The sequence below is a fragment of the Rathayibacter sp. Leaf248 genome, assembly GCF_920939495.1.
Lineage (GTDB): Bacteria > Actinomycetota > Actinomycetes > Actinomycetales > Microbacteriaceae > Rathayibacter > Rathayibacter caricis.
On the sequence record NZ_CAKLAV010000001.1, the window covers coordinates 1845242 to 1870456 of the forward strand.

Sequence of the window (25215 nt, forward strand, 5' to 3'; positions counted from 1 at the left end):
ACCGCGCGGCCGGGCACCGCCGGGTCGGTTCGGGGGAGGACGGAGCGGACCGACCGGGTGTGAGGGAGCCCTCGTGCACCAGAATGAGCGGGTGACCCCCCGCCCCCTCGCGCCCTCGGCCTTCGCCGTGTGCTTCGTCTGCACCGGCAACATCTGCCGATCGCCGATGGCCGAGGTCGTCCTGCGCTCGCTGGCCGAGCGGGCAGGCCTCGGCTCGGTCATCGAGATCACCTCGGCCGGCACCGGCGAGTGGCATCTCGGCGAGCAGGCCGACCACCGCGCGCTCGACGCCCTCGAGCGACGGGGCCTGGACGGCGCCCGCCACCGCGCCCAGCTCTTCGATCCCTCGCGGTTCGGGGAGTTCGACCTGGTCGTCGCCCTCGACCACGGTCACGAGCGCGCCCTGCGCTCCTGGGCGCGGACGGACGTCGACCGCCAGAAGGTCCGCCGGCTGCTCGCCTTCGAGCCGGGCCTCTCCCCGCAGGGCGACGTGCCCGACCCCTACTATTCCGATGCGGCGGCGTTCGACTCCGTGCTCGCGCTCATCGAGCGGGCCTGCGAGTCGCTCTTCGCCCAGATCGAACCCGGACTGCGCGGCAACCGCGCGTCCCTCACCGACTCCCCCCGAGAACCGGAAGGCACCACCGCATGACGCTCCCCCTCCAGCCGCTCAGCCCGCTCGACGGCCGCTACAGCTCCGCCGTCTCCTCGCTCGGCGAGTACCTCTCGGAGGCGGGCCTGAACCGGGCGCGGGTGCACGTCGAGGTCGAGTGGCTGCTCGCCCTGACCGACCGACGGCTGTTCGGCTCCGAGCCCGTCGACGCCGCCACGGCGGAGGAGCTGCGCCGTCGCGCCCGCGACTTCGGCCAGGCCGAGATCGACGAGCTCGCGACCCTCGAGGCGACCACGCGCCACGACGTGAAGGCCGTGGAGTACCTCGTCCGTCACTGGCTGGCCGACCTGGGCCTGGACCGCATCGCCGAGCTCACCCACTTCGCCGCCACCAGCGAGGACATCAACAACCTCTCCTACGCGATCGTCGTGCGGCAGGCCGTCGGCGAGATCTGGCAGCCCAAGCTCCGCTCGGTCGTCGACTCCCTCCGCGAGCTGGCGGTGCGCTACCGCGACGAGTCCATGCTCAGCCGCACGCACGGCCAGCCGGCGACGCCGACCACGATGGGCAAGGAGTTCGCGGTCTACGCGTACCGCCTCGAGCGCGTCCTCGCGCAGATCGACGCCACGGAGTACCTGGGCAAGTTCAGCGGAGCGACCGGCACGTTCGCCGCGCACCTCGCCGCCGATCCCGACGTCGACTGGGCCGGTCTCGCCGAGGAGTTCGTCACCTCGCTCGGTCTCGACTTCAACCCGCTGACCACCCAGATCGAGTCGCACGACTGGCAGGCCGAGCTCTACGGCAAGGCCGCGCACGCCAACCGGATCCTGCACAACATCTGCACGGACATCTGGACCTACATCTCGCTCGGCTACTTCCGGCAGATCCCGCAGGCCGGAGCGACGGGCTCGTCGACCATGCCGCACAAGATCAACCCGATCCGGTTCGAGAACGCCGAGGCCAACCTCGAGCTCTCGAGCGCACTGCTCGACTCCCTCGCGCAGACCCTCGTCACCTCGCGGCTGCAGCGCGACCTGACCGACTCGACGACGCAGCGCAACATCGGAGTCGCCTTCGGCCACTCCCTGCTCGCCCTCGACAACATCGCGCGCGGCCTGCTCGAGATCGACCTCGACCCGCGCGCGCTCGCGGCCGATCTCGACACCAACTGGGAGGTGCTCGCCGAGGCGATCCAGACCGTGATCCGCGCGGAGGTGACCGCCGGGCGCTCCTCGATCACCGACCCCTACGCGATGCTCAAGGACCTCACCCGCGGCAAGCGCCTCGGCGCCGAGGACCTCGCGGCCTTCGTCGACGGTCTCGACATCGGCGGGTCCGCGAAGGCGCGCCTGCTGGCGCTGACCCCCGCGGGCTACACGGGCGCAGCCTCGGCCCTGGTCGACCGCCTGAACTGACGGAGGCGCCGGTGTCGGCGGTCGTGCGTAGCGTCGGGGCATGCCCCGCCGCCGCACCGCCGCCGTCACCGCCTGCAGCATCGACGGGTGCGCTCTGCCGACCGAGGCGGGCGCACCCGTCGCGCTGTGCGCGGCGCACCTCGGCCTCGCCCACGACTGGGTCGCCCGCGAGGACGGAGTCGTCGACGCGCTGCCGTCGCCGTGCCCCGTCTGCGGATCCCGGCTCGGCGTCCACCTGCCGTCGGCCTGGCTCTGCGCCGCGTGCGAGTGGCGGCACGGCGAGGTGCCCGACGGCGAGCTCGGGCCGCCGCGCGTCGAGGTGGTGTACTACATCCGCTTCGGCGACCGGCTGAAGATCGGCACGAGCGCCAACCCGCGCCAGCGGCTGCACCGGCTGCGGCACGAGGAGCTGCTGGCCTTCGAGCGCGGCGGTCGATCGCTCGAGCAGCACCGGCACGCGCAGTTCGCCGCCGAGCGCCTCGAGCGCACGGAGTGGTTCGCGCGGAGCCCCGCCCTCGACCGTCACGTCGAGACGGTCCGGGCGGGCGAGCCCGATCCGTGGGCGACTCACCGCCGCTGGGTCAGCGAGGCCCTGGCGCTGCGCACCTGACGACCATCGGAGTCAGCGGCACCACGCATCCACGAGCAGCGGCCCGCGGATCTCGCGCAGCCGCTCGAGGACCCGGTCCGCGAGGGCCGGCGAGACCGCCGACGCGGTCAGATCGAACGGACCGAGCGGAGCGAGCCTCCCCGTCCGCACGCGCAGCACCTCCCAGCCGGCCGCTCTCACCGCACGGTCCTTCCGCCGGTCGGCCTCCTCGCGCTTCCCGACGTGCTCGAGCCCGTGCCGACCCGTCGAGTCGTACTCGATCGCGACGCGCAGCTCGGCGAGCACCACGTCGGGCCACGCCTCGAGGTGGTCGAAGAACGGCTGCCTGAGCCGCACCGCCGTGAGCCCCGGCTCGAACTGCAGGCGCTCGGCGAGCAGCGCCCGCAGTCGCGCCTCGACGGCCGAGGCGGGCGGAGGAGCGCAGCGGCTCGCGAACGGCTCGCCGACGGGCAGATCCGGCGTCTTCGAGCAGAGCCGCGGAGGGCGACGGGAGGAGGGGCGCGGGGCGACAGCGCGCACGGGAGCAGCAGCCGCAGAGGCAGCAGGTGACGCCGTGCGCCCCGCCGACGCCGCCCGGGCGAGCGCCACCACCATCGGCTCCCCCACGTCCTCCCGCATCGGCGCCGCCCGCGGCCCTCGGGGAGCCGCCGCCTCGGCGCAGTCCGGGCACCACGACGAGCGCCGCCGCTCGCGCCCCGGCCGCATCCGCTGCTCCTCGGGCGTCGCCACGAACAGGTGACCCGTGTCGCAGAGCCAGCAGAGGTAGACATCGGCGGCCGGCGGGATCTGGCTCAGGACGATGCCCTCGTTGTACTCGGGCCGGTACTGGCGTACGAGCACCGGGTACGACCGCCACGCCTCCCGGTAGGTGCCCACCGCGTACGGCACCTCGACGCCGCGCGAGAAGCGCCGGCGCCGCCACCATCGTCCGATCTGCTCAGCCACGGCGGCACGCTAACGCGCACCTCCGACACCGCCGCGATCAGGAGGTGCTTAGGCGGTCACGGGACCGCGACGGGGATCAGGCCCCGTGCCCGCGGTCCTGCTCGTCGATGTCGGCGATCTCGGCGCCGTCGGGCTTGAAGGTGAGCGAGAACATCGCGATCGCGACGAGCACGACGATGAACGTCACTCCGAACGAGATCAGCGCCACCACGATCTCGCGGGTCGACAGCAGCACCACGCCGCCGACGAAGAGCGCCATGACGGCCGAGAAGCCGATCAGCTCGAGCGGGCGCAGACGATCCTTGCGGGTGGGCTGGAACGTGCGGGGCGTGAAGTGCTCGTCGTCGGCGCCCGGGGTCGAGCCGGAGTCGGGGGTGGGGCCTTCGGCGGTCATCGGTCTCCTCCGGTGGTCGGGGTGGAGGGCGCGACGGCGTCGGAGGCGCCCGCCCACTTGAGCGAGAACGCGGCGATCCCGAGGTAGACGGCGACCATCACGGCGTAGGCGCCGAGGAGCCCCACCGAGACGACGGGATGGGGCGGGAGGAGCGCGAAGGCCGCTCCGAGCAGGAGCGTCCCGGCTCCGACGACGACGGAGTCGCGCGCGGCGAGTCCGCTGCGGCGGCGCCCGGAGACCAACTCGAAGGTGCCCGCGACGAGGCCCCAGCCCGAGACGAGGGCGATGAACAGCATCAGCGACGGGACGGGCAGCGCGACCAGCGCGAGCACTCCCGCGAGCAGCGTCACTCCGGCCGACACGAGCGCGGGAGCGCGACCCGGTCCGGTGAGGGTGCGCAGGGCCAGGAGGAGCGACAGCGCGCCCGTGAGCAGCGCGAAGCCCGCGAACACGGCGAGGCCCAGGACGGGGCTGTGGTCGGGCGAGAACGTGACCGTGCATCCGGCGACGGCGGCGACGATCGCGCGACCCAGCGGGAGGAGCCAGGTGCGGCTCGTCGTCCGGGCGGTGTCGGCGGCTTCGGCCACGATCGAGCCTCTCTGGTGGTGCGGTCGGCGGAGGATGCGGGGCGGTCCGCCTCACGGTGCGGCGGGATGCGGTCCGGTGCGGGCGTCGGCCGCGCGGGCGGACCCGCCGGATCCCGCAGGCACGACGATTTTACGCCCCCGCCCGGCGCACGAGCGCCCGGCGCCTCTTCCCCAGCCTTATCCCCGGCGAGTTCCCGGTCCCCGCGGGTGCGCGGTCGAGCCCGACCGCGCACCCCACAGGGTCAGCGCGCGACGGTGCCGAGCCAGACGTCCTCGACCCGCGGGAAGACCGCGGTCGCCGAGAAGCGCTCGTCGAACCGGCGCGCGGCCCGCTCGACCATCTGCGCCCGCGCCTCGGCGTCGTCGATCAGCTCGCGCAGCGCGGAGGTGAGGGCCTCGGCGTCGCCCGCGGGCACGACCGAGCCGACACCCTCCGACAGCACCTCGGGGATCCCGCCGACGGCGGTCGAGACGACGGCGGCGTCGCGCGCCATCGCCTCGAGGATGAACATGGGCATGGCCTCGTCGCGCGAGGGCAGCACCGCGATCGCCGCCTCGTCGAGCAGGTCGAGCAGGCGGTCGTGCTCGAGCGAGCCGAGGAACTCGATGCCGGGGATGCTCCGGTCGACGATCTCCTCCTCGCGGATCGGACCCGCTACGAGCAGGCGCCACGTGTCGCCCTTCGCGAGATCGGCCCAGGCCTTCTGCAGAACGTCGACGCCCTTGCGCCGGCTGACGACCCCTCCGAAGACGACCGTGTCGGTCTTGGCCGACGGCGTCCCCTTCTCGATCGCGTTCGGCACGAGGTGCACGCGGTCGGCGGGCGCGTAGCGCCGGCAGATCTCGGACGTCTCCTCCGAGAGCGAGATGACCTCGTCCGCGCTCCGCAGCACGTTCTTCACCAGCGACGGGTGCGCCCGGGTGAACGCGGCGAACTCGCTGCCGTGCAGGTGGGCGACGGTGCGCAGGCCCAGGCGGTGCGCGAGGCGCAGGAGCGATCCCTCGCGCAGGAACGAGCCCCGCTCCGAGAGGTGCACGACGACGACGGCCTGCGGCTCGCGCCGGGCGAGCGCCACGATCCGCGCGGCGGCCGACGCCGCCAGGCGGGCCCCCGCCACGTGCTCACCGGGAGCGGTGCGCGACGAGATCACTCCGACCTCGGAGCGCTCGAAGGGCCAGGCCAGGTAGCCGTTGACCACCTGGGTCATGCCCCCGGGCACCTCGCCGCTGCGGCCCACGTGGTAGACCGGGCGCTTCGCGGCGGCACCGCGGGCGCGGCTCCCCCGGCTGGGCGTGCGGAGGAGCGACTGGATGTCGTCGCGCACGCCGCGGAGGCGACCGCGGGCCTCCAGCAGCGCCTCGAGCAGCTCGCGACGCCGGCCGGCGACGGCGCCGAGGAACTCGACCGCGTCCTCGGGGCGCGCCTTCGACATGTCGAGGGTGACGCCGTCGACGCCGATCGTCTCGAAGTGGCGGGACGCCTTGGTCGAGGAGTCCATCTGCAGGCTGACGGGGACCGCGCCCTCGGTGAACGCCATGATGATGACGTGCAGGCGGTCGCTCAGGGCGATGCGCGTGCGGCGGTAGAGCTCGCGGAGCTTCACCTCGTGCTGGTCGTGGGTGTCGCTCGGGTCCCAGTCCAGGAGCTCGGCGCCGAGGTCGGCGGCGAGGCGGCGCGACCGGTCGGAGTCGACCGCGACCTGCGTGACCACGTGGATGTCGAGGTCCTCGCGCTGCGCGTAGGCGGCGATGGCGTCCAGCCACTCCTTGCGGGGGTAGGGACGCGCGTCGACCTCGTGGTCCTCGCGGAGGGAGAGGACGAGGATGCGGCGCGCATCCTCCGGCTCCTGCAGGAACGAGCGGATCTCGTCGTCCGTCGCGCCCTCGCCGTAGCCGAGGTCCGGCATCGCCGCTCCCACCCGCATGTACGAGGCGGTGCGGTCGTCGCGCCAGCGGGTGTAGCTCGAGAGGGCCATCGAGGGCCACATGATCGCGCGCGGCAGCGGGGCGAAGTTCCTCGTGCCGACTCCGGCTCGGATGACCTTGCCGCCGCCCAGGCGCACGAGGGCGATCCCGGGGAGCATGACCAGGTGCTCCTTCATGCCGATCAGCGTCAGCTGGATCTCGCCCGGCTTGAAGACCGAGTGCGCACGACCGGCGAGCGCCTCGCGGGCGAGGGCCGCGTACCAGCGCACGAGCGAGCGGTAGACCGTGTCGTCCGGGCCCAGGCGCAGGCCGTCGTCGTAGCCCCACGGCGAGTGACCGACGTAGACGTGCATCGGCCCGGCCTCGCGCAGCCAGTCGAGGAGCTGGCGCCGGAGGATGATGTCGCCGATGTTCTCGTACTGTCCTCGTCCGACGGCGAAGATCGAGCGTGCTTGCGTCACAGGCGGGCCTTTCGGGTGCGGGTCGGGGTCTGTCGCGTCGCCCGGGCGGGGCGATCCGCCGGCCGGGCGTTCCCCGGGAGTGCTCCGGACGTCCTCGCGAGGCACCTCGGCGCGACGCGCATGAACACTATCGCAGCGCTCAGCAGGTGTTCGTGACGAAGAACGCCTTCAGGAATCCGCCGGTCTGGTAGAAGTACTGGCCGATCAGGTAGTCGAACCCCATGGGCTCGTTCGAGGGGATCATCGAGATCTCTCCCGAGTAGCAGCGCTCCATGATCATCCGCGCGCGGACGATGTGCGGCTCGTTCGTCATCACGATCACCGAGTCCCAGCCGTACTCCTCGGCCATCCGCTCGAGCTGCCGCGCCTCGCCCTGGGTGGTCAGCGGTTCGGCCGCGTAGCAGAGGACGTCGCCGCCCTCTTCGTTGCACTTCTTGTACTTCTTGTCCTCGTAGTCGGCCTGCATCTCCTCGGGGCCGACCGACAGCACCATCACTTCGGTGGCTCCCGACTCGATGATGCGGCGCGCGTACTCGACGCGGGCCCGGGTGGAGGGGCCGAGGACGAAGACGGCGTCGGCCTGCTCGGGGATCCGCTCGATGGGGGGCGTCACGTAGAGCGGGATCCCCGCACCGAGCAGCGCGAGCGCGATCAGGGGCACGAGGAGGACCCGCCGCAGCAGGAACCACCAGCGCGGAACGGCGCGGACGACGCGCTCGGCCCGGTGTCCGCTCGTCCGTCGGGACGGGGTGGGCGCCGGGGCGCCCGCCGAGGCGGTGCCGGTCGTGATCCCGTCCATCGCCGCCCCTCGTGATCCTGTCGTGCTCGTTCGACCCACCGGCGCCACTGATCCCGGGGATTCGGCGCGAGGGTCTCATGACGTTATCTCAGCGGATGTTTCGCCGATGAATCGGGGAGATGAATTCTCCGTCACGTCGGACTGTATCGGCTCGTACCCCCAAGGAGTGGGACAGCGGTCACGGGTAGTGTGGAGGCGTTCCCGCGGCCCCACCCCGAAGCCCGGATCCTCCTCCTCGTCCGTCACCGCATCCTCTCGCCGTCGAGCCCCGGCCGGTTCCCGCCCGCCCGGATCGCAGCGATCCCACGTCTGCCCGTCCCTGCGGGCAGCGGCGCCGCGAACCGGCGTCGAGGGCAGCCGGGGAGTCCGCACAGGGCTCGTCCCGCTCCCGCCGTACGTCCCCTGCACGCCCCCTGAGCCCCCTCGAGCCCCCGGAGCCACCCGTGAACCCCTCATCGCACACTCTCCCCCGCGAGCGGAGCCGCCCGGCGCGTCGACGCCGCGGCGTCGTCGTCGGGGCCCTCGTCGCGGCACTCGCCCTGCTCGTCACTCCCCTGGTCTCCCAGGCCGCCTCGGCCGACACCCTGGACCCCGGCGCCGGGAACACCGTCCGCGTGCAGGAGGGCGATCCCGCCCTCGTCTACGACGGGCCCTGGCGCACCATGTCCGGCGGCGACAGCGCCGGTGGCATCCGCTTCCTCAACCGCGCGGGATCGGTCACGCTCACGTTCCGCGGCACCGGGTTCACCTGGATCAGCCGCACCACCTCCTACGCGGGCATCGCCTCCGTCTCGCTCGACGGCGACGACATCGCCTCGGTCGACCGCTACAGCCCCACCGCGAAGTACAAGGTGCCGGTGTTCTCGCGGAGCGGCCTGCCGGACGCGCAGCACACGGTGACGATCTCGTACACCGGCACGCGGGCCGCGGCCTCGAAGGACAAGAACCTCGTCATCGACGCGTTCGACATCGTCCGCGGCGACGGATCGACTCCCGAGCCGACCCCCTCCGACGCACCGACCCCGACCAACGAGCCGGAAATCCCGACGAGCGACCCGTCCACGCCCGCCCGACCGGCGCTGACCCCGTCCGCGACCGCTCCGCTCGTCGCCGAGGAGACCGACCCCGTCCTCGTGTGGAAGGGACGCTGGAAGGACCTGAAGGGTGGCGACAGCGGAGGGTCGATGAAGTACCTGACCTCGGCGGGCTCCGTCTCGTTCGACTTCATCGGCACGTCCTTCCGCTGGCTCAGCCGCACGACCTCCTCCTCCGGCATCGCCAGCGTCTCGATCGACGGAGGACCGGCGACGGCGGTGGACCGCTACAGACCGAAGGCCGAGTACCAGGTCCCCGTCTTCGAGAAGAACGGCCTCGACCAGGGCAGGCACACCGTGACCGTCTCGTTCACCGGGAAGAAGAACCCGAAGTCCTCGGGGAACAACCTGATCGTGGACGCGTTCGTGCTCTCGGCCGACGGGCTCGCGGTCGGCGGAGTGACGCTCGCTCCGCTGGTCGACGGCTACGCGGTCGCGTGGAACGCACCGCTCTCCTCCGGCGCCGAGTCCTACGACGTCTTCCGCTCGAAGGCCGACGGCTCCGACGAGCGGAAGCTCGCCTCGGTCGCCGACCCCGTGCGCCTGTACCGCGACGAGGACGCCTCCGCCGACGAGGCCTACCGCTACTGGGTCGAGGGAGTCGACGGCTCCGGCAGCCGCGCCCGCCTGAACGAGTCCGTCTCGACGACGAACGCGATGCGCTCGCAGCGCGCCGCCGTGAGCGCGGCCTCCGACTGCCCCGCCCCCACCACGACGGTCTCCGACTCCGGCGAGCTGGACTCGGCGCTCCGCTCCGCGGGCTCCGGCGACGTGATCCGCCTCGCCGACGGCGAGTACACCGGCGAGTTCGCGCTGCGGAAGAAGAAGGACGTCTGGCTCTGCGGGTCCCCCGACGCCGTCGTGACCTCGGGAGGCGTCTCCTCGGGAACCGCGCTGATGCTCAACGACGTCGAGGACGTCCACCTCACCGGATTCACGGTGCGCGACTCCTTCCAGGGCGTTCAGGTGCTCGAGAGCGAGGGCGTGACCATCGCCGGGCTGACGGTCACCGGGATCGGCTACGAGGCGGTGCACCTGCGCAGCCAGACGACCGACTCCCTGATCACCGGCACGACGATCCGCCGCACAGGGCTCGTGACCGCCAAGTTCGGCGAGGGCGTCTACATCGGCACATCCGACCGCAACTGGTGCAAGTACAACGACTGCGACCCCGACCGCTCCGCCCGCATCTCGATCATCGACAACACGATCAGCGACACGGGAGCCGAGCCGATCGAGGCGAAGGAGGGTACCCTCGACGGGTCGATCCTCGGCAACACGGTCTCGGCCGGGTCGCGCCTCGACTCCGACGTGGCCTCGCTCGTCCTCGTGTCGGGCAACGGATGGCGGGTCAGCGGCAACACGGCCACAGGAGGCACGACGTACGGCTACCAGGTCATCACGCGCGCCGACGGCTCGGGCAACGACAACTCGATCGACGGCAACCTCGCCGTCGGCTCGACGTCGGCGCCGGTGTACCTCCACCAGCCGTCGAAGTGGACCACCGAGGGCAACACGCTGAGCTGCTCCAACTCGGGCGCCGACCCCGTCGGAACGCAGCCCTGCACCCCGTGACGCACTGACCGGCCCCTCGCCGGCCCGAGCACCCGCGCCGCCCCCGTCGACCCGACGGGGGCGGCGCTGTCGTTGCGGGGGGCGTGCCCGGGACTGGTCGTCCCCCCTGCTCATCGAGCAGTCCGCGTGGCGGCCGTATCGAGCGGAGGGGCGCCTTCGGTGCCGGCGCAGGGCGGGGACGAGACGCGGCTTCTGGGAGACGTGGGTCTCGATACGCCCCTTCGGGGCTACTCGACCAGCGAGGAGGCGGGGGTCTCTTCCCAGTAGGTCCACCAGCACCCGGAGCCGGTCGGTCTCGATACGCCCCTCCGGGGCTACTCGACCAGCCGACTGCCTGCTGATCGAGTAGCCCGCGCAGCGGGCGTATCGAGATCGACCGCCGCCCGGAGCCCGAGGGGCTGCCCGACCGGCGAGAGGGGCGCAGACGAGAAAAGCGCGTGCCGCCCGACGGGAGAGTCGGGCGGCACGCGCTTCAGGAGAGGGCGATCAGACGATCGCGGGCGTCTTCTGCAGGCGGCGGCGGGCCACGACGAGCGCGCCGACGACCGGGGTGCCGGCGGTCTCGATCCAGTGGGTGTCGGCGGCGGCCTGGCGGCCCTCGACCTTGCCCTCGACGAGGACGAGCACGGCCGCGTCGGCCAGCCCGCGGAACGCGATCGACTCCTCGGTCGAGCCGACCACTCCGGTGATCAGGAGCACGATGTCGTAGACCTGCTCGAGCTCGCGGATGACGGCGCGCAGGGCCTCCGGACGACCGGCGGCGGCGGCGTTGCGTCCACCGGCGGGGAGGAGGTCCATGCCGTCGTCCTGGCGGCGGACCACGGCGGCGTCGAGCGAGGCGGTGCCGGACGCGACGTCGCGCAGTCCGGGGCGGCCCGCGGCGGCGTCGGCGAGGGCCGATCCGTCGGCGGTGGCGTCGACCAGGATGACCGAGGAGCCGACGGCGGCGATCGCCTTGGCGAGGAGCACGGCGCTCGTGATGTGCGGCGTGCTGGAGGTGGCGGGAGCCAGGGCGAAGGAGCTGACCGAGCGGGCGCGGCCGATCGAGGACAGCTCGAACGCGACGGCCGAGTACCGGGCCGGGATGCGGTTCGAGGCGAGCAGCTCGCCGAGCTTCGCGACCTTCGACGGCACCACGCCGAGGAGCGGGCGCTCCAAGGCGGTGCGCACGTCGTCGCCGTCGCGTACGCGGCGGTCGAGCGCAGTCAGCACGATCGCGACTCCGACTCCGATCACGGCACCGGCGAGCAGACCGAGGATCAGCAGGACGATCGGGCCTCCCGTCACGGGGATGAGCGGCGGGATCGCCTGGCTGAGCACCTCGAGCTGGATGACCGGCACGGGCTGGGCCGTGACCGCCGGCGTCTCGGTGCCCTGCACGGAGGCGTCGAGCTGCGCCGCGAGGGCGTTCGCGATCACCGCCGCCTGCTCCGCGTTGGGGTCGGTGGCCGCGATGGTGATCACGACGGACTCGAGCTCCGAGGTGACCTCGACGCGCGAGGCGAGGTCCTCGATCGTCTCGTCGAGCCCGAGGCTGTCGATCACGCCCTGCAGGACCGTGTCGGAGGTGCCCAGGGCGACGAAGGTGACCGTCGCCTGCGCCGCGGCGCTGTTCGCGGCCACCCGGTCACTGGTCGAGAGGGCGCCCGTGGTCGAGACCGCCACGTAGACGCGGGCCTCGGCCCGGTACTGAGGGAGCACGACCGCGTTGACGATGAGGGCGCCGATGATCCCGATGAGCGTGAAGGCGACGATCACGATCCACCTCCGCCAGATGCCGGCGACAAGTCCGTTCAAGGTCATGATTCTGGTGTCCCTTTCGTGATCGGCACCGTGGGTACTCGGGAGCCGACTCTAGCGTCGTGATGTTTCGGCCGGATTCCGCGGCTCATCGGAGAAGGTGCAGCGGGAGGCGGTGGATCAGAGATTCGCCTGCAGGAAGGCGAGGATCGCCTTCTTGTTGTTGGGCGTGTTGTTCTGCAGACCGTGGTGCTGCTCGCCGTCGATGCCGACCTCGGCCGCCACGCCGACGCCCTGGAGCGCCGCCTGCATCGCCTCGGCCTGCTCGACGGGGACGAGCTCGCCCTCGGACGTGAGCCAGATCTGGGGCGCATCGCTCGCGTCGACCGCGGTGATGGGCGACGCGGGGACCGCCTGGGGGCAGGACTCGCTGACGGACTCGCACCCGAGGTACGAGACGATCTGCTGCTCCGCCTCGGGGGCGGGATCGCCGAGGGTGAGGCCCGCTTCGGTCATGTCGGCGACCGCCGAGAAGGCGACGACAGTCTTGACCCGGGAGCCCTCGGTCAGCGGGCCCTCGCCCGCGGTGCCGAGGGACGCGGCGATGATGGCGCCGGCGGAACTGCCCATCGCCCCGATGCGGGCGGGGTCGATGCCGAAGCGCTCGACCTGCTCCGGGTCGCGGAGCCACTCCACGGCCGCCTGCGCGTCCTCGATCTGCCCCGGGTAGAGGCTCTCGGGGAGGAGGCGGTAGTCGATGGTGAAGGATGCGTAGCCGCGCTGCGCGTAGTAGGCGCAGAGCTCGGACATGCCGCCCTCGTTCCGCGCGCCCTCGACGAAGCCGCCGCCGTGCATCATCACCAGGGCCGGGAGCGGCCCGGTCTCGCCGGTCGGGAGGCAGGCGTCCGCCTTCAGCGACGTGCCGTCGATCGAGCGGTACTCGATGGCCTTCTCGGTCGTGAAGCCGGCCGGGCTGGAGACCGGGCCGGGGCTCGCCGTGCAGCCCGCCAGCGTCGCGGCGGCGGCCAGGGCCATCGCCAGGAGTCCGGCTCTGCGGTACGTGGTTGCCTTCGTCACTCTTCGGTGTCCGCCTTCGTGGATCGGGGGGAGGGAGGTGTGCGGGAGCCGATGTCCGGGGTGCTCACGGCATCGGTCGCTCGGGCGTCGGGGCTGACGGCGGGGGTGCCCGGGCGCGGCTTGCGCTTGGCTCCGGGGCCGCCGAGGATCGCGGGCGGCACGTAGATCCAGCGGATCTTCGAGAGGTACCGGGTCACGAAGAGGGAGATCACGACGGCGAGGACCAGCACGACCAGCAGGAGGGGCACTTCGAGCCCGGCGAGCCGCGAGCGGTCCTCGGGGAGGGCGAAGCGGAGGAACGTGATGCTCGCCACGATCACGTACAGGTGCAGCAGGTAGATGTGCAGGCTCCGCTCGCCGCACGTGGTGACGAAGTGGAGGAACCGCACGCGGGACAGCGAGCGGGACACCAGGATGCCCATCGCGACGGCCGCCATCTGCGCCGCGAGCACCAGGAACGGCACCCAGCGGACGGGGAAGACGAACAGCACGACGCTGAGGGCGAGGAAGACCGGCGTCACGATGAGGTAGGCCTTCGCGCCCTTCTGCTCGACGAAATCGATGATCTTCTTCGAGTAGAGGGTCCCCACCAGGAAGAAGACGAACAGGGCGCCGATGCGGTTCCACCCGACGTTGGTCGTGTTGATCAGACCGGTGGTGAACAGCGTGCCGAGGATCGCCGCGAAGGCGACCTGCACCCGGTGATCGACCTTACGCAGGAGCCAGGCCCCCAGGGTGAACAGGAAGAGGCCGTAGATGAACCAGTAGCTGCTGCTGGGCCAGAAGAAGAGGAGGAGGAGGTTGAGCGGGTCCGTCGCGGGCAGCTCGCCCAGTCCGCCGTTGGCGAGCGGGACGACCAGGTAGAAGACCATGCGCAGCACGGACCAGATCACGTAGAGCCAGAGCAGCGGGTAGAGCCTGCGGCGCCAGAGGTCGCGGAAGGACCACGTGGGGATCCGGCTCCCGAAGAGCCCAGAGACCAGGAAGAAGACCGGCATCGGGAAGAGCTCGAAGACGACCTTGATCCGGCCGAGCGTGTTCTCCACGCCGATGTCGCCGAGGTACAGCGAGGTGTGGTAATACACGACCAACAGGATCGCTGCGCCCTTGGCGAAGTCGACCCACTCGCGCCGAGCATTGGCCGGCGCCTTCATCATCTTGACCATCTCCACCCCCCTTTGCACTTCTCGGACCACCCTCGGATCCAGCCGCTCCGCAGGACCGGGCAGGGCCCGGCACGCGTCGCAACCCGGCCAGCCTACGGGAGGCGCGACACTCACACCTACTTGCGAGGATTCGGGGGGACACGTGGTACCGCTCCCGCCGAGCCTCCGGCGGCGTCCCCCTTCGTGAGGGCGCCGCCGGTCGGTCACCGTCGGGCGCGACCCGCGTCCATCGCCCGCCGGTAGAGCGCGGGAGCTCCCCAGGCGAGCGCGAAGAGCACGGCGCGCTTCGCATCGCGGCGTCCGGCGAGCGCGATCAGGTGCCGGAGGGACGCCTCATCGTGCGTCTCGCGCCAGAGTCGGTCCGCTTCGCCGGCCTCGTGAGCCCCGGACGTGGCGTCCTTGAAGCGGGACAGCAGGTTGAACCGCGCGAGGTAGTACGAGAACTCCGGCGACCGCGTCAGACGGGGGTCCAGGCCCTCGGCCGTCGACTCGACGACCCGGGCGAGCGCCGCGAGCGAGTCGGCCCGCTTCGCACCCGAGCGGATGATCGACCCCGAGCGGAGGTGGTACTCGTACACCCGGTCCGGGATGACGGCGACCTCGTCGGCCGCCGCGAGGAGCTGGGCCACCTGGGCCTGGTCGGAGTGCTGCCGGATCCTCGTGAAGTCGATGCCGTCGAACAGGGTCCGGCGGAACAGCTTGTTCCAGAGGTGCCCGGTCAGCTCGCCCACGAGGAGCGCGTCGAACGCGCCCCGGCCGCTCAGCGCCACGGGTCCGCGCAGGCCCCCGATCGGAGTCGTGCCTCCCGGCTCGACCGTGACGGCGCCTCCCACGACCACGTCGGCCCTCGTCGACAGCGCCGCGGCCAGCAGGACCTCGACGGCGTCGTCCGGCCAGACGTCGTCGGCGTCGACCATCCAGATCCACTCGCCGCGGGCCTCGCCGACGCCGCGCTCGCGAGCGGCCGCGACTCCGGCGTTGACCTCCTGGGTCAGCGGGCGCACGCGCGCGTCGCGCTCGGCGGCGGCGCGGGCGATCTCGCCCGTCCGGTCCGTGGAGGCGTCGTCGACGACCAGGATCTCGATCCGGTCGTGGGTCTGCCGGAGGAGCCGCTCCAGCGCCGAGGCGAGGTGCTCCTCCTCCTGGTGGCAGGGCAGCACGATCGAGACGAGCGTGTCGGCGGAGGTCACGGCTGCGCCATCACTCGCGCGAGCACGATCTCGAGAGCGCGCCCGCTGGACTCGAGCGAGAAGCGGTCGAGCCAGCGCTCGACTCCGGTGACCTCGAGCTCGCTCGCCCGGAGGAGGGCGTCGGCGAGGTCGGAGGCGGACGCCGTCAGCGACAGCTCGCCGGTGAGACCCGGGACGATCGCGTCGGCGACGCCGAGGGCGCCCGAGACGGCGACGGACGGGACTCCGGCGGCCGCGGCCTCCACGAGCACGTTGCCGAAGCCCTCGCGCAGCGACGGGAGCAGCACGACGGCGTTCTCGTCGAAGTGGGTGAACCAGTCCTCGACCCAGCCCATGTCCTCGAAGACGACGTTCCGCTGGGTCGCCTCGGAGCGCATGCTGTCGAGCAGCGGCCCGCCGCCGAACGAGACGACGCGCACGTCGACGCCGCGGCGGCCGAGCTCCTCGGCCGCGCGGATCGCCAGCTCGGGCCGCTTCTGCACGACGAGGCGGCAGGGCAGCACGATCTGCAGTCCGTTCGCCGCGCCGGGCACGCGGTGCACGCGCTGCGTGAGGTCGACCTTGGCGGTCGCGGGGTTCGGGACCACGGTGCAGCGCTCGCCCGAGACTCCGAAGCCGGCGACGAGCTCGCCCGCCACGGGGTGCGAGATCGCGATGACGTGGTCGGCGCGGCGGTACAGGGTCTTCGCGAGACCCAGCTGCACCTTCTGCACCTTCGAGAACCCGGGGATCCCCAGCGAGACGAGGTTCCGCTCGCTGACGATCGTCTTGGGGCGGTAGCGCTTCGGAGTGGTCTCCGCGGCCGCCAGGAGCACGATGTTCGGGTAGCCCTGCAGGCCGATGGCGACGTCGGGGGTGCGGCGCTGGAAGAGCTCCTTGAGCATCTTCGCCTTGCCCACGTGGCCGGTGCCGGCGCCGATGCGGTGCAGGACGGCACCCTCGGGGAGGTACTCGTCCGTGGCCTTGGAGGAGGTCGTGACGACGTCGACGTGGTAGCCCTGGTCGAGCAGCCACTGCATCCAGGTGCGGGCGACGAACTCGGCCCCACCGCCGTGCAGCGAGGTCACGACGAACATGATGCGGTTCGGGCGGGTGGACGGTGCTGTCGTGCTCACTTGACGACCTCCGAGTCGAGTCCCTGGGTGTTCAGCGCCGAGAGCCGGGTGACCTCGGGCAGCGCCGCGGCGATGGTCGCACGCAGTCCGCCCCCCTCCGGTCCGGTGAGGATCCGGTCGAGCACGGGGAGGACCGCGTCCGCGAAGCCCGGCACGGGCTCGACGCAGAGCTCGGGCAGGCCGATGAGGCGCATGATGCCCTCGACCTTGCCCTGGGTGGCCAGCGTGATCGCGGGCACGCCGAGCGAGAGCGACATGATCGCGAGGTGCATGCGGCCGGTGACGACCAGCAGCGCGTCCTCGGCGAGTCCGCGGATCTCGGCGGGGAACAGCACGCGGTCGACGACGGTGACGCCCTCGGAACCGACGCGCTCGGCCACCGCGCGCACGGCGACCTTGTCGTCGCCGATCGGACGGGACACGTGCGGCAGGAGGACGACGTGCACGCCCGCAACGCGCAGCCGGGCCACGATCCGCTCGTACTCGGGGACCTGGTCGACCGACTTCGCCACGAGGGCGCTGGCGTTCACCAGGGCGTAGGGGACGCCGACGGGCAGGTCGAGCGCGTCGCGGGCGCTGCGGTCCCGCGTCCGGGCCGAGAACACGATGTCCGTGACCTCGACGACGCCCTTCGCGCGGTCGCCGCGGGCGCGCTCGGCCGAGACCGGGTCGCGCAGCATCGGGACGGCGCCGGCGCGCGACGCGGCGGCGAGGCTCCGCTTGGCGGCCAGGCGGGCGCTGCCGTTCCAGCTGAAGCCGAGGATGCGCGTCGGCACGCCGGCCTCGGCGGCCAGCTGCGCGAGGAGGGAGCGGCGGACGGATCCGCGGAGGCTGTACTTGCCGTCCATCATGTCGGCGCCGATCACCGAGAACGTGCTCGCGCGGCGCACCAGCTCGGCGAAACGGCGGAGGTCCGCCGCGTGGTCCTCCCCCACTCCGTAGACGAGGTGCGGCAGGACGACGACCTCGACGCGATCGGCCTGGTCGGCGGGGACGACGACATCACCGGCGAAGCGCTCGATGATGACGACCGGGCCGGAGGTGTTCTCGAGGAACGCCTCGAGCATGGCCTGGTCGCCGATGTTGCCGCTGCCCGGCGCGGCCAGCAGCAGGTGCGCCGAGGGGGCGGCGGGGAGCGACGACACGGCGGCCCGGAAGACCTTCGCGTCGCGCTTCGCGGGAAGGAGCGTGGTCGTGACGAAGTCCTTCTTCCAGGACTTCACGACGCCGAGCTTGAGTTTCATCGGTCTCTTTCACTAGGGGTAGCGGCGGGGTCCGACTCGAGGGTCGGCTCGTCGGTGGGGACCGGAGCGGCGGCGGCCTTCGGCGCGCGCTTGAGGTGGCGGCGGGCATCGGCGAGCCCGAGGATCTGGCGGCGGAACGCGGGGAGGACGAGCATCCACAGGCCGACCCCGACGAGCACCGCGGCCACGCCGACGGCGAGGCGGAGGATCGGCACGTCGGCCGGGAGCGCGATCGTCGCGAAGAACGCGCCGACCGTGATGCTGCCGAACACGACGAGGCTGCGCAGTCCGTTGAGGAACATCTCGCCCACGGGTGCGTCGGAGGTGCGGCCGATCCACAGCAGCGCGATCGGCCAGGTCAGGGCGAGGGACGCGGCGTAGGCGACGGCCACTCCGGTCACGCCCCAGTTCGAGCCGACCAGGATCAGGACGACCATCAGCGGGCGGGTGCAGAGGCTGTACCAGACGCTCTGGCGGACGAGGTTCTTCGCCAGGAACACCCACCACGAGCAGTAGGCGGTGGCCTGGAAGAAGCCGGCGACGAGCAGGATCTGGAAGATCGGCACCGAGGCGAGCCAGCGCTCGCCGAGCAGGATCCGGATGACCGAGTCGGCCTGGGATCCCAGCACCGCGAGCACGAGGCCCATCACCGTCAGCATCGCCGACTGGCCGAACAGGATGAAGGTGCGGAAGCGCTCCTTCTCGTCCTGCAGGCGCGAGAGCACCGGCAGGGCGACCCGCTGCGCGGGCGCGTTCAGCTGCTGCAGCGGCAGCATCATCAGCTGGAAGGCACGGTTGTAGAGACCGAGGTCGACCGGGCCGAACCGGGCGCCGATGATGACCGAGTCGACGTTCTTGCTGACGTAGGTCAGCGCCTGCGTCGCGAAGACGCCGCCGCCGTAGCGGAGGAACGCCTTCATCGGCTCGCCGCGGCGGTAGCGGCCGGGGAGCCACCCCGTGATCGCGATCAGGACGATCACTCCCACCAGCGGCTGCACCACCTGGGACGCGGCGAGCGCCCAGTAGCCCGCTCCGGACAGGGCGAGGATCACGCCGAGCGCGAGGCCGATGACCTGGCCGGCGATGTCGACCGCGGTCAGCTTCACGAAGCGGAGGTGGCGGGCGAGGTCGGCGCGGAACTGCGTCGCGACTCCGTTGAGGAGGAACGTCGACGAGAGCGCGACCGTCAGCAGCTGGAGCCGCGGGTCGCCGTACAGCGCGGCGACCGGCCACGACGCCGCGATCACCAGGAGCGTGAGCACGAGGCCGATCGCGGAGTTGATCCAGAAGAGGTTGCTCTTCTGCCCGCGGCTGATCTCCTTCGCCTGGATGGCCGCGGAGGAGAGACCGAAGTCGCGGAAGATCTCGCCGATGCCGATGATGGCCGTGACCATGGCGATCAGACCGTAGTCCGCGGGCGCGAGCAGGCGCGCCAGGATGACGATGCTCCCGAGCTGGATGACGATCCGGACGGCCTGGCCGCCGATCGTGACCGCGGCGCCGCGGGTCGCCGAGCGACCGAGACTGCCGGGGGCCTTGGGCGCTGCGCTCATCGCTTCGACTTCTTCTTCCTGGTGACGGCGTCCTGGTACGCCTCCTTGAGCTGGAGTCCGAGCCTGTCCCAGTCGCGTCCCGCGAGGGCCGGGGTCCCGGTGCGGGGGCGGGCGCGGAGGTCGGCGATCGTGGCCGTGATCGTCTCGGGGGTCAGCTCGCCGTCGTACTCGATGACCCAGTCGCTGCCCACCTCCTCGGCCAGGACGGAGTTGGCGGGGGTCCTCGGGACGAGGACGGGCCGGGCGAGCGAGAGCGCCACCAGGATCGAGCCGGAGTTGTGCATCTCGCGGTACGGCAGCACCACGAGCTCGGCGAGGGCGATCTCCCGGACCATCTCGTCGTCGTCGACCCGGCGGAGGGTCGCCGAGACCCGGTCGTCGCGCGCGGCGCGCTCCTCCACGAGCTCGCGCTGACCGGCGCTGGGGCTGCCCACGACGTGCAGCGAGAGCGTCGGGTCCTCGACTCCGCGGAAGACGTCGATGAACTCGACGACGCCCTTGTAGGGGCGGATGATGCCGAAGTACAGCAGGCGGCCCTGCTCGGACGGCGGCTGCGGGTGGCGGGCGAACTGGTCGCGGTAGTGCCCGTGCAGGATCGTGACGGCCGGGACTCCGGCCGGGGTGACCGTGGTGGGGTTCAGCCGGACGAAGAGGTCGGTCGCCTTGTCGATGCGCCGCAGCGAGCGCCGCTCCGCCACGGGTCCCTTCTCGTGCGGCTCGGCGTTGTGCACCGTGCGCACGAGCGGGATCCGCCGCAGGGCGAGGCGCACCAGCAGCACGTCCAGGGCCCGGCGGCGCAGGAACCGGTGGCTCCGGCTGCGGCCGCGGATCATGAGCTCGGGCCAGTGCACGTGCAGCACGTCGTAGCGGGCGGTCAGGGCGCTCCGCCACGAGAAGAAGAGGAGCTCGACGCCGGGCGCGAGCCCGTCGACGATCGAGTCGACGTACTGGGTCGTGTCGTCCGGCGGTGCGAGCGACTGCTGGACGACGAGGTTCGCGGCGCCGTCGCGCCCGCCCGTCATCGTCCGCTCCTGGCGGTGACCGGGGCGTCGAAGATGCGGGCACCGCGCGGCTGGCGGCGCATCCGGATCCCCTTGGAGAACTCGGGCACGTGGACGGGGTTCAGGCAGATGATCACGAGGAAGCCCAGGAGGAGGTGGCTCGGGCGCACCGCATCGATCGCGTTGTAGCCGGCGAGGCAGATGAGGAAGCCGAGCAGGGCCGTCGCGGGCGCGACGTCCTTCTTCGAGAGGGCGCTGGCGGCGAGGGCGCCGACGAAGATCAGGAAGAAGACCACTCCGGGGATCCCGACACTGATCAGCAGCTGCAGGAACGAGTTCTCGATGACGACCTCCGAGAAGAGGCGGCCAGTGATGCCGGAGGTCCCCGCGCCGGAGCCGAGCCAGTTCGAGAAGTCGGCCGCCTGCAGCGCGACCGTGATGCCCTCGTCGCGGGCGTCGGCCGAGATCGCGGCGTCGAGGTTGTTGTTGCGGGCGGTGACGGGCTCGAAGTTCAGCACTCCGACCGCCGCGATGATGCCCGCGACGGCGATGGAGCCGGGCCGCGAGAGCGACCGGTTCGGGTTCATGAAGGCCACCGCCACCAGGGTCACGGCGATCGCGATGCCGACCGCCGCCATGGGGCCGCGCGAGACGGTGCCGACGACTCCGGCCGCGGCGATGATCGCGCAGATGAGGTCGGAGCGGCGCGAGCCCTGCAGCCAGGCGCCGAAGCCGAGGGCGGCGCCGACGGTGAAGAACGTGCCGGCGAGCAGCGGGTGGCCGAAGGTCGCCTCGGCCCGGTACAGCGACCAGTGCTGGGTCGACTCGCGGCCGAGGATCTCGTAGACGGTGCCGTAGAGCGGCGAGCCCTGCAGGACCAGCTCGATGCAGGCGTAGAAACCGAAGACGGCGGCGAGGATCACCCAGGTCTTGCGCAGCAGCACGGCCTCGCGCTGGGCGTCGAACACGAAGAGCGGGAGGATCACGCAGACGGCGATGCTGATCATCCACGAGACGCCGGCCGAGGCGTACTCCGAGCGGAGCGACACGACGGCCGACCAGGCGAGGAGCGCGAACCCGCTCAGGATCGCGATCGCGCGCGGCGCGGTCAGCACCAGCTCGCTCGTCCACTCCCGGATGGGAGCCCGCCACAGCTCGGGGGACAGGGCGCGGCGCACGACCCAGACGACGAGCACGACCGCCCAGAGCGTCACGCGGAAGGTGAAGCCGGACGGGGTGAGGGGCGAGGGGACGATCGCGAAGAGGGCCAGCGCGAGCGCGGGGAGCCAGTGCGCGGGCACCCGGAGCACCACGACCGCTCCGACGATCCCGCCGGCGGCGAGCACGACGAGGCTGGCGCTCCCGGTCATGGAGCGCGTGGTCATGACGTAGAGCAGGCCGGCCACCACGATGGTGGCGAACGAGAAGACACCGGCGACGACGAGCCGACGGGGCAGGAGATCGATCACGGTCGTGGATCCTTCTGGAGTCGGAGCGGGAGGAGGGGGCGCGGGCGGTGCGGAGGCCGGCGGTGCGATCGGAGGCGGGGTGGAGCGGGGACCCCGGCCGTCACCGGACGGCGCAGAGGATCGGGGAGCCGAGGACGAAGGAGCGCATCTCCTCGACGTAACGACTGTAGGGGCGGGACCGGGCGATCCGACCCACTTCCTCCGCTCGGGCTCGCAGACCGGCCGGATCGGCCAGCAGCCGCGCGGCCGTCTCGGCGAGCTCCTCGGGCCGCCCGGGCGGGACGACCGCCACCGCGAGGTGCTCGTAGCCGCGGATCCCCGCGACGTCCGACGCGATGACCGGGGTGCCGCGCGTGGCCGCCGAGGCGAGGCGCACGTGCCCGGTGCTCTTGCGCGTGTCCTTCAGAGCCAGCACGTAGAGCTCGCTGGAGGAGAGGAGCCGGTCGTGCTCCTCGCGGGGCACCTCGACGAGCACCGTGCTGCCGGGGGTCGCCGATCGCCGCGCACTCTCGGCGTCGCGGTGATCGCACACCGCGGTGAGGGGGACGCCCTGCTCGCCGAGTCCGGCGAAGAACGTCTCCCAGTCGCAGGAGTTGCGCCCGGACGCCATCGCGCCGCTGCGAGCGGTCGGCTCGGCGGGCGGGACGCGGTCGTCGAACCAGTAGAACGGCACGTGCACGATGCGCTCGGGCGGGATGCGGAAGCGCTCGGCGTACTCCTCCCGCTCCCACTCGGTCATGACCTGGATGCGCGCGACCGCACGGCCCAGCAGGAGCCGGTAGAGACGGACGGCCGCGGCGCCCTTGAGCCCGGGACGGACCGTGCTCGGCATGAACTCGGTGAGGACGAGCCGGCGGCGTCCGGTGAGGGCCAGGAAGCCCGCGAGCACGACGACACCGCCGATCCGACGGGTCCCCTGCGACGTCAGCACGAGGTCGTAGTCGCGGCTGCGGAGGCACATCCGCAGCGTGGTCCGCCATCGACGGAGCGCGCTCGTGTTCGTGCCTGCCACGTCCGCGCCCACGACCCGTCCGTACCAGGTGTCACTCAGGATCCGAAGGGGTGCCGGTTCCGCCATCGATCAGGCCGGGCCTTCCCGCAGCCAGCGCTGGAAGGTCGTGAGCATGTCGGCGTTGGTGGAGGAGGGCACCGTGTGGCCGTTCTCCCTGCCCTCCCCCGAGTGGGCGACGATGGTCGCCTCCTTCGCGAGGGGCAGCGCCCGGCGGTAGAAGCGCCCGCCGTGCAGCTCGAGGGGCACGAGCTCGTCCTCGGAGGAGCCGGTGACGCGCAGTCGCGCGCCCGCCCAGGCGGACTCGGGCAGGCGGAGGGGGTTGGCGGCTCGGAGGGCCGCCGGGTCGTTCCCGTAGATCGGCAGGACGCGCGAGGGATCGCGGCGGCCCAGGTCCTCCATGTCGAACGAGCCGCTCGCGTGGTACGCGCCGCGGATCGCGGGGACCATGCGCTTGCCGTACGCCCAGGCGAGGAGCGTGCCGCCGCCGGAGTTGGAGCGGAGCAGGCTGGCCGAGACCGTCCACACCGACGACGCCCACGCCGCCGCCTTCGTCTGAGCGGCGAGCGCGACGGGGTTCGTGTAGAGCGAGCCGCCGTAGTTGGGGCAGATCGAGACGAGGCCCTGGTCGACGGCCTGGTCGGCCGAGTACTGGTACGCGCCGGACAGGGCCGCGTAGTTGCTCCCGCTCGCGTGGTAGTACCAGATCATCGAGACCGAGGACCCCGGCTTCGCCGAGTGCGGCACGAACAGGCGGGCGCGATCGCCCGAGATGACGACGTCGACGACCTCGTACTTCTTCTTGCCCACCCGCGAGACCACGGTGTCCGTGCGCGAGATCTCGCCCGGCAGTCGGGGGATCACCGAGTAGTTCGGTGCGGCGGAGGCCGGCGACGCGACGACGAGGGTCGCTCCCACTCCTGCGGCGGCGGCCGACGACAGCAGCAGCGCTCGTCGGGAGATCCGGGGGGACTGGGGTCGGGTCATGGCGGAGTCCTTCACAGGCGGTCGAGGTGTGTGGCGCGGGGCCTAACGGTCCGAGCCGCCCCGAGGCTCTGCGAGATCACTCGCCCGCCGATCTTACGTGGCGGGCCGTCTCCATGCACGGCCGAGGGGCCGGGGGCACCTCAGCCTCGGGCCCGGCGGGGGACGAGTCCGCCGAGGAGCGACGTCAGCCGCCGCCACCGCGAGCGGGGGTTCGGCACCGAGGTCTGCAGCACGAAGCGCGGCCGCTCGGCCGCCGCGACCACCCGGCGGCTCGCCGCGCGCTCGAGGATCTCGCGGGTCAGCTCGCCCGCCTCCGCGTGCACCGCGAGGCCCGACTCCGCCAGTCGCGCCGCGATCTGGACCTGGTGGTCGTCGACGTGCTCGCCGTGCGCGAGGCGGCGCGGGACGAGGATCGGGACGCGGCCCTGCTCGATGGCGCTGAGCGCGGTGCCCACGCCCCCGTGCGCGATCACGACGTCGGCCTCGGCCATCGCCGCCACGAGCTCGCCGTGCGGCACCGAGGGCCGCCCGTCGATGCCGAGGCCGGAGACGTCGGTCATGCCCGTCTGCCAGAGCACCTCGACACCCTCGAGCAGCGGCACCACGGACTCGAAGAAGCGCGAGAAGGGGTACCCGTCCTGCGTCCCCACCGAGACGACGGCGCGGCGGATGGGCTGCGGCGGCACGTCCTCGACGTGGTAGTTCTCGAAGATCGCCCCGCCGAAGCGCCAGCGCGCATCGGCCCACGAGCGGTACTGCGTGTAGGTCGCGACGCCGGGGAGCTTGGCGAGGATGCGACCCGAGAAGGAGGGACCGTCGACCCGGGCGGCGCTCTCGATGTAGTGCGCGGGGATCCCCTGCAGCACCGCGAGCGGGAGGATCGAGAGCGCGGGGCTCGCTCCGGTGCTGAAGACGGCGTCGAACCGGCGGCTGCGCAGGATCCGCCGGCCGAGGAGGACGTTGCGCAGCAGCGGGACGACCGCGCGCGGCGGCGCCTCGTGGAGTGCCGCGACCTCGCGCCCCGCCAGGAGGCTGCGGCTCAGTCCGCCCTCGGGGGTCGCCCAGAACTGCTCCTCGACCGGGATCCGGAGCTGTTCGGCCAGCGTGTGCAGTTCCGACAGGTGGCCGCCGCCGGAGCAGACGAACAGATACGACGCCACGGCGTTCCTTTGCTTCCGGTCGGGGGGAGCCGATGGTGAGGGGGCGGTCACCACAGGGTTCACGAGCAACCTGCGTAGTGCGAGA

At 72.2% G+C, this 25215-nt stretch carries 21 protein-coding genes; 4 read left to right on the forward strand and 17 right to left on the reverse strand.

The features are described from left to right. The first annotated feature begins 91 nt into the window (after positions 1–91). From LRG51_RS09085 to LRG51_RS09095, 3 genes are read left to right on the forward strand one after another with little or no spacing between them, the layout of a single operon-like run. Positions 92–652 (forward strand): low molecular weight protein-tyrosine-phosphatase, encoded by a 561-nt coding sequence (locus LRG51_RS09085; protein WP_200930954.1) that lies wholly within the window; start codon positions 92–94, stop codon positions 650–652. Then, entirely contained in the window at positions 649–2028 is a 1380-nt protein-coding gene (gene purB / locus LRG51_RS09090; RefSeq protein WP_230672325.1) for an adenylosuccinate lyase, read from the forward strand. Before LRG51_RS09085 ends, purB begins: the two co-directional genes overlap by 4 nt. 40 nt (positions 2029–2068) lie before the next feature. Continuing rightward, positions 2069–2638 (forward strand): GIY-YIG nuclease family protein, encoded by a 570-nt coding sequence (locus tag LRG51_RS09095; protein ID WP_230672327.1) that lies wholly within the window; start codon positions 2069–2071, stop codon positions 2636–2638. Between the two features lie 12 nt (positions 2639–2650). Here LRG51_RS09095 and LRG51_RS09100 read toward each other — a convergent pair whose 3' ends face one another. The 5 genes from LRG51_RS09100 to LRG51_RS09120 all read right to left on the reverse strand — a co-directional run bounded on the left by LRG51_RS09100 (position 2651) and on the right by LRG51_RS09120 (position 7750). Beyond that, on the reverse strand, positions 2651–3583 hold the full coding sequence (locus tag LRG51_RS09100) for a hypothetical protein (RefSeq protein ID WP_055785931.1): 933 nt from the start codon (positions 3581–3583) through the stop codon (positions 2651–2653). 76 nt (positions 3584–3659) lie between these two features. Beyond that, positions 3660–3977: a hypothetical protein gene (locus LRG51_RS09105; protein ID WP_230672329.1), complete on the reverse strand. Its 318-nt coding sequence runs from the start codon at positions 3975–3977 to the stop codon at positions 3660–3662. After that, positions 3974–4564, reverse strand: a complete 591-nt coding sequence (locus tag LRG51_RS09110; protein ID WP_055785928.1) for a DUF308 domain-containing protein — start codon at positions 4562–4564, stop codon at positions 3974–3976. Before LRG51_RS09110 ends, LRG51_RS09105 begins: the two co-directional genes overlap by 4 nt. 242 nt (positions 4565–4806) lie before the next feature. After that, positions 4807–6951 carry a glycosyltransferase family 4 protein gene (locus tag LRG51_RS09115; protein WP_230672331.1) on the reverse strand — a complete coding sequence of 715 codons (2145 nt, stop codon included), beginning with the start codon at positions 6949–6951 and terminating at the stop codon, positions 4807–4809. Positions 6952–7090: 139 nt separating this feature from the next. After that, a complete protein-coding gene (locus tag LRG51_RS09120; protein ID WP_055785921.1) occupies positions 7091–7750 on the reverse strand; it encodes a YdcF family protein in 660 nt (219 codons plus the stop codon). A gap of 443 nt (positions 7751–8193) precedes the next feature. Here LRG51_RS09120 and LRG51_RS09125 point away from each other — a divergent pair, with 443 nt between their 5' ends. Then, on the forward strand, positions 8194–10419 hold the full coding sequence (locus LRG51_RS09125) for a right-handed parallel beta-helix repeat-containing protein (protein ID WP_230672333.1): 2226 nt from the start codon (positions 8194–8196) through the stop codon (positions 10417–10419). A gap of 486 nt (positions 10420–10905) precedes the next feature. On the opposite strand, the gene LRG51_RS09130 is transcribed toward LRG51_RS09125, so the two are convergent. The 12 genes from LRG51_RS09130 to LRG51_RS09185 form a co-directional block, all read right to left on the reverse strand. Then, a complete protein-coding gene (locus tag LRG51_RS09130; protein WP_230672335.1) occupies positions 10906–12222 on the reverse strand; it encodes a Wzz/FepE/Etk N-terminal domain-containing protein in 1317 nt (438 codons plus the stop codon). Between the two features lie 117 nt (positions 12223–12339). Next, positions 12340–13236, reverse strand: a complete 897-nt coding sequence (locus LRG51_RS09135; protein ID WP_055785910.1) for an alpha/beta hydrolase — start codon at positions 13234–13236, stop codon at positions 12340–12342. Beyond that, positions 13233–14402: an acyltransferase family protein gene (locus tag LRG51_RS09140; protein WP_230672337.1), complete on the reverse strand. Its 1170-nt coding sequence runs from the start codon at positions 14400–14402 to the stop codon at positions 13233–13235. Before LRG51_RS09140 ends, LRG51_RS09135 begins: the two co-directional genes overlap by 4 nt. A gap of 203 nt (positions 14403–14605) precedes the next feature. Further along, entirely contained in the window at positions 14606–15592 is a 987-nt protein-coding gene (locus tag LRG51_RS09145) for a glycosyltransferase family 2 protein (RefSeq protein ID WP_055785904.1), read from the reverse strand. Beyond that, on the reverse strand, positions 15589–16707 hold the full coding sequence (locus LRG51_RS09150) for a glycosyltransferase (RefSeq protein WP_055785901.1): 1119 nt from the start codon (positions 16705–16707) through the stop codon (positions 15589–15591). Before LRG51_RS09150 ends, LRG51_RS09145 begins: the two co-directional genes overlap by 4 nt. Then, positions 16704–17951, reverse strand: coding sequence for a polysaccharide pyruvyl transferase family protein (locus LRG51_RS09155; protein ID WP_055785898.1), 1248 nt, complete (start codon positions 17949–17951; stop codon positions 16704–16706). The genes LRG51_RS09150 and LRG51_RS09155 overlap by 4 nt, the downstream gene beginning before the upstream one ends. Next, complete coding sequence (locus LRG51_RS09160) at positions 17948–19504, reverse strand: lipopolysaccharide biosynthesis protein (RefSeq protein WP_082480934.1); 1557 nt, start codon at positions 19502–19504, stop codon at positions 17948–17950. Before LRG51_RS09160 ends, LRG51_RS09155 begins: the two co-directional genes overlap by 4 nt. Next, positions 19501–20526: a glycosyltransferase gene (locus LRG51_RS09165; RefSeq protein WP_230672339.1), complete on the reverse strand. Its 1026-nt coding sequence runs from the start codon at positions 20524–20526 to the stop codon at positions 19501–19503. The genes LRG51_RS09160 and LRG51_RS09165 overlap by 4 nt, the downstream gene beginning before the upstream one ends. Then, entirely contained in the window at positions 20523–21974 is a 1452-nt protein-coding gene (locus LRG51_RS09170; protein ID WP_230672341.1) for an O-antigen ligase family protein, read from the reverse strand. The genes LRG51_RS09165 and LRG51_RS09170 overlap by 4 nt, the downstream gene beginning before the upstream one ends. Before the next feature lie 100 nt (positions 21975–22074). Further along, the gene (locus LRG51_RS09175; RefSeq protein WP_162238016.1) at positions 22075–22998 is read right to left on the reverse strand and encodes a glycosyltransferase; all 924 of its coding nucleotides are present in this window, start codon (positions 22996–22998) and stop codon (positions 22075–22077) included. 57 nt (positions 22999–23055) lie between these two features. After that, a complete protein-coding gene (locus LRG51_RS09180) occupies positions 23056–23970 on the reverse strand; it encodes a hypothetical protein (protein ID WP_055785886.1) in 915 nt (304 codons plus the stop codon). A gap of 140 nt (positions 23971–24110) precedes the next feature. Beyond that, the gene (locus LRG51_RS09185; protein ID WP_230672343.1) at positions 24111–25130 is read right to left on the reverse strand and encodes a glycosyltransferase; all 1020 of its coding nucleotides are present in this window, start codon (positions 25128–25130) and stop codon (positions 24111–24113) included. Positions 25131–25215: the final 85 nt, after the last annotated feature.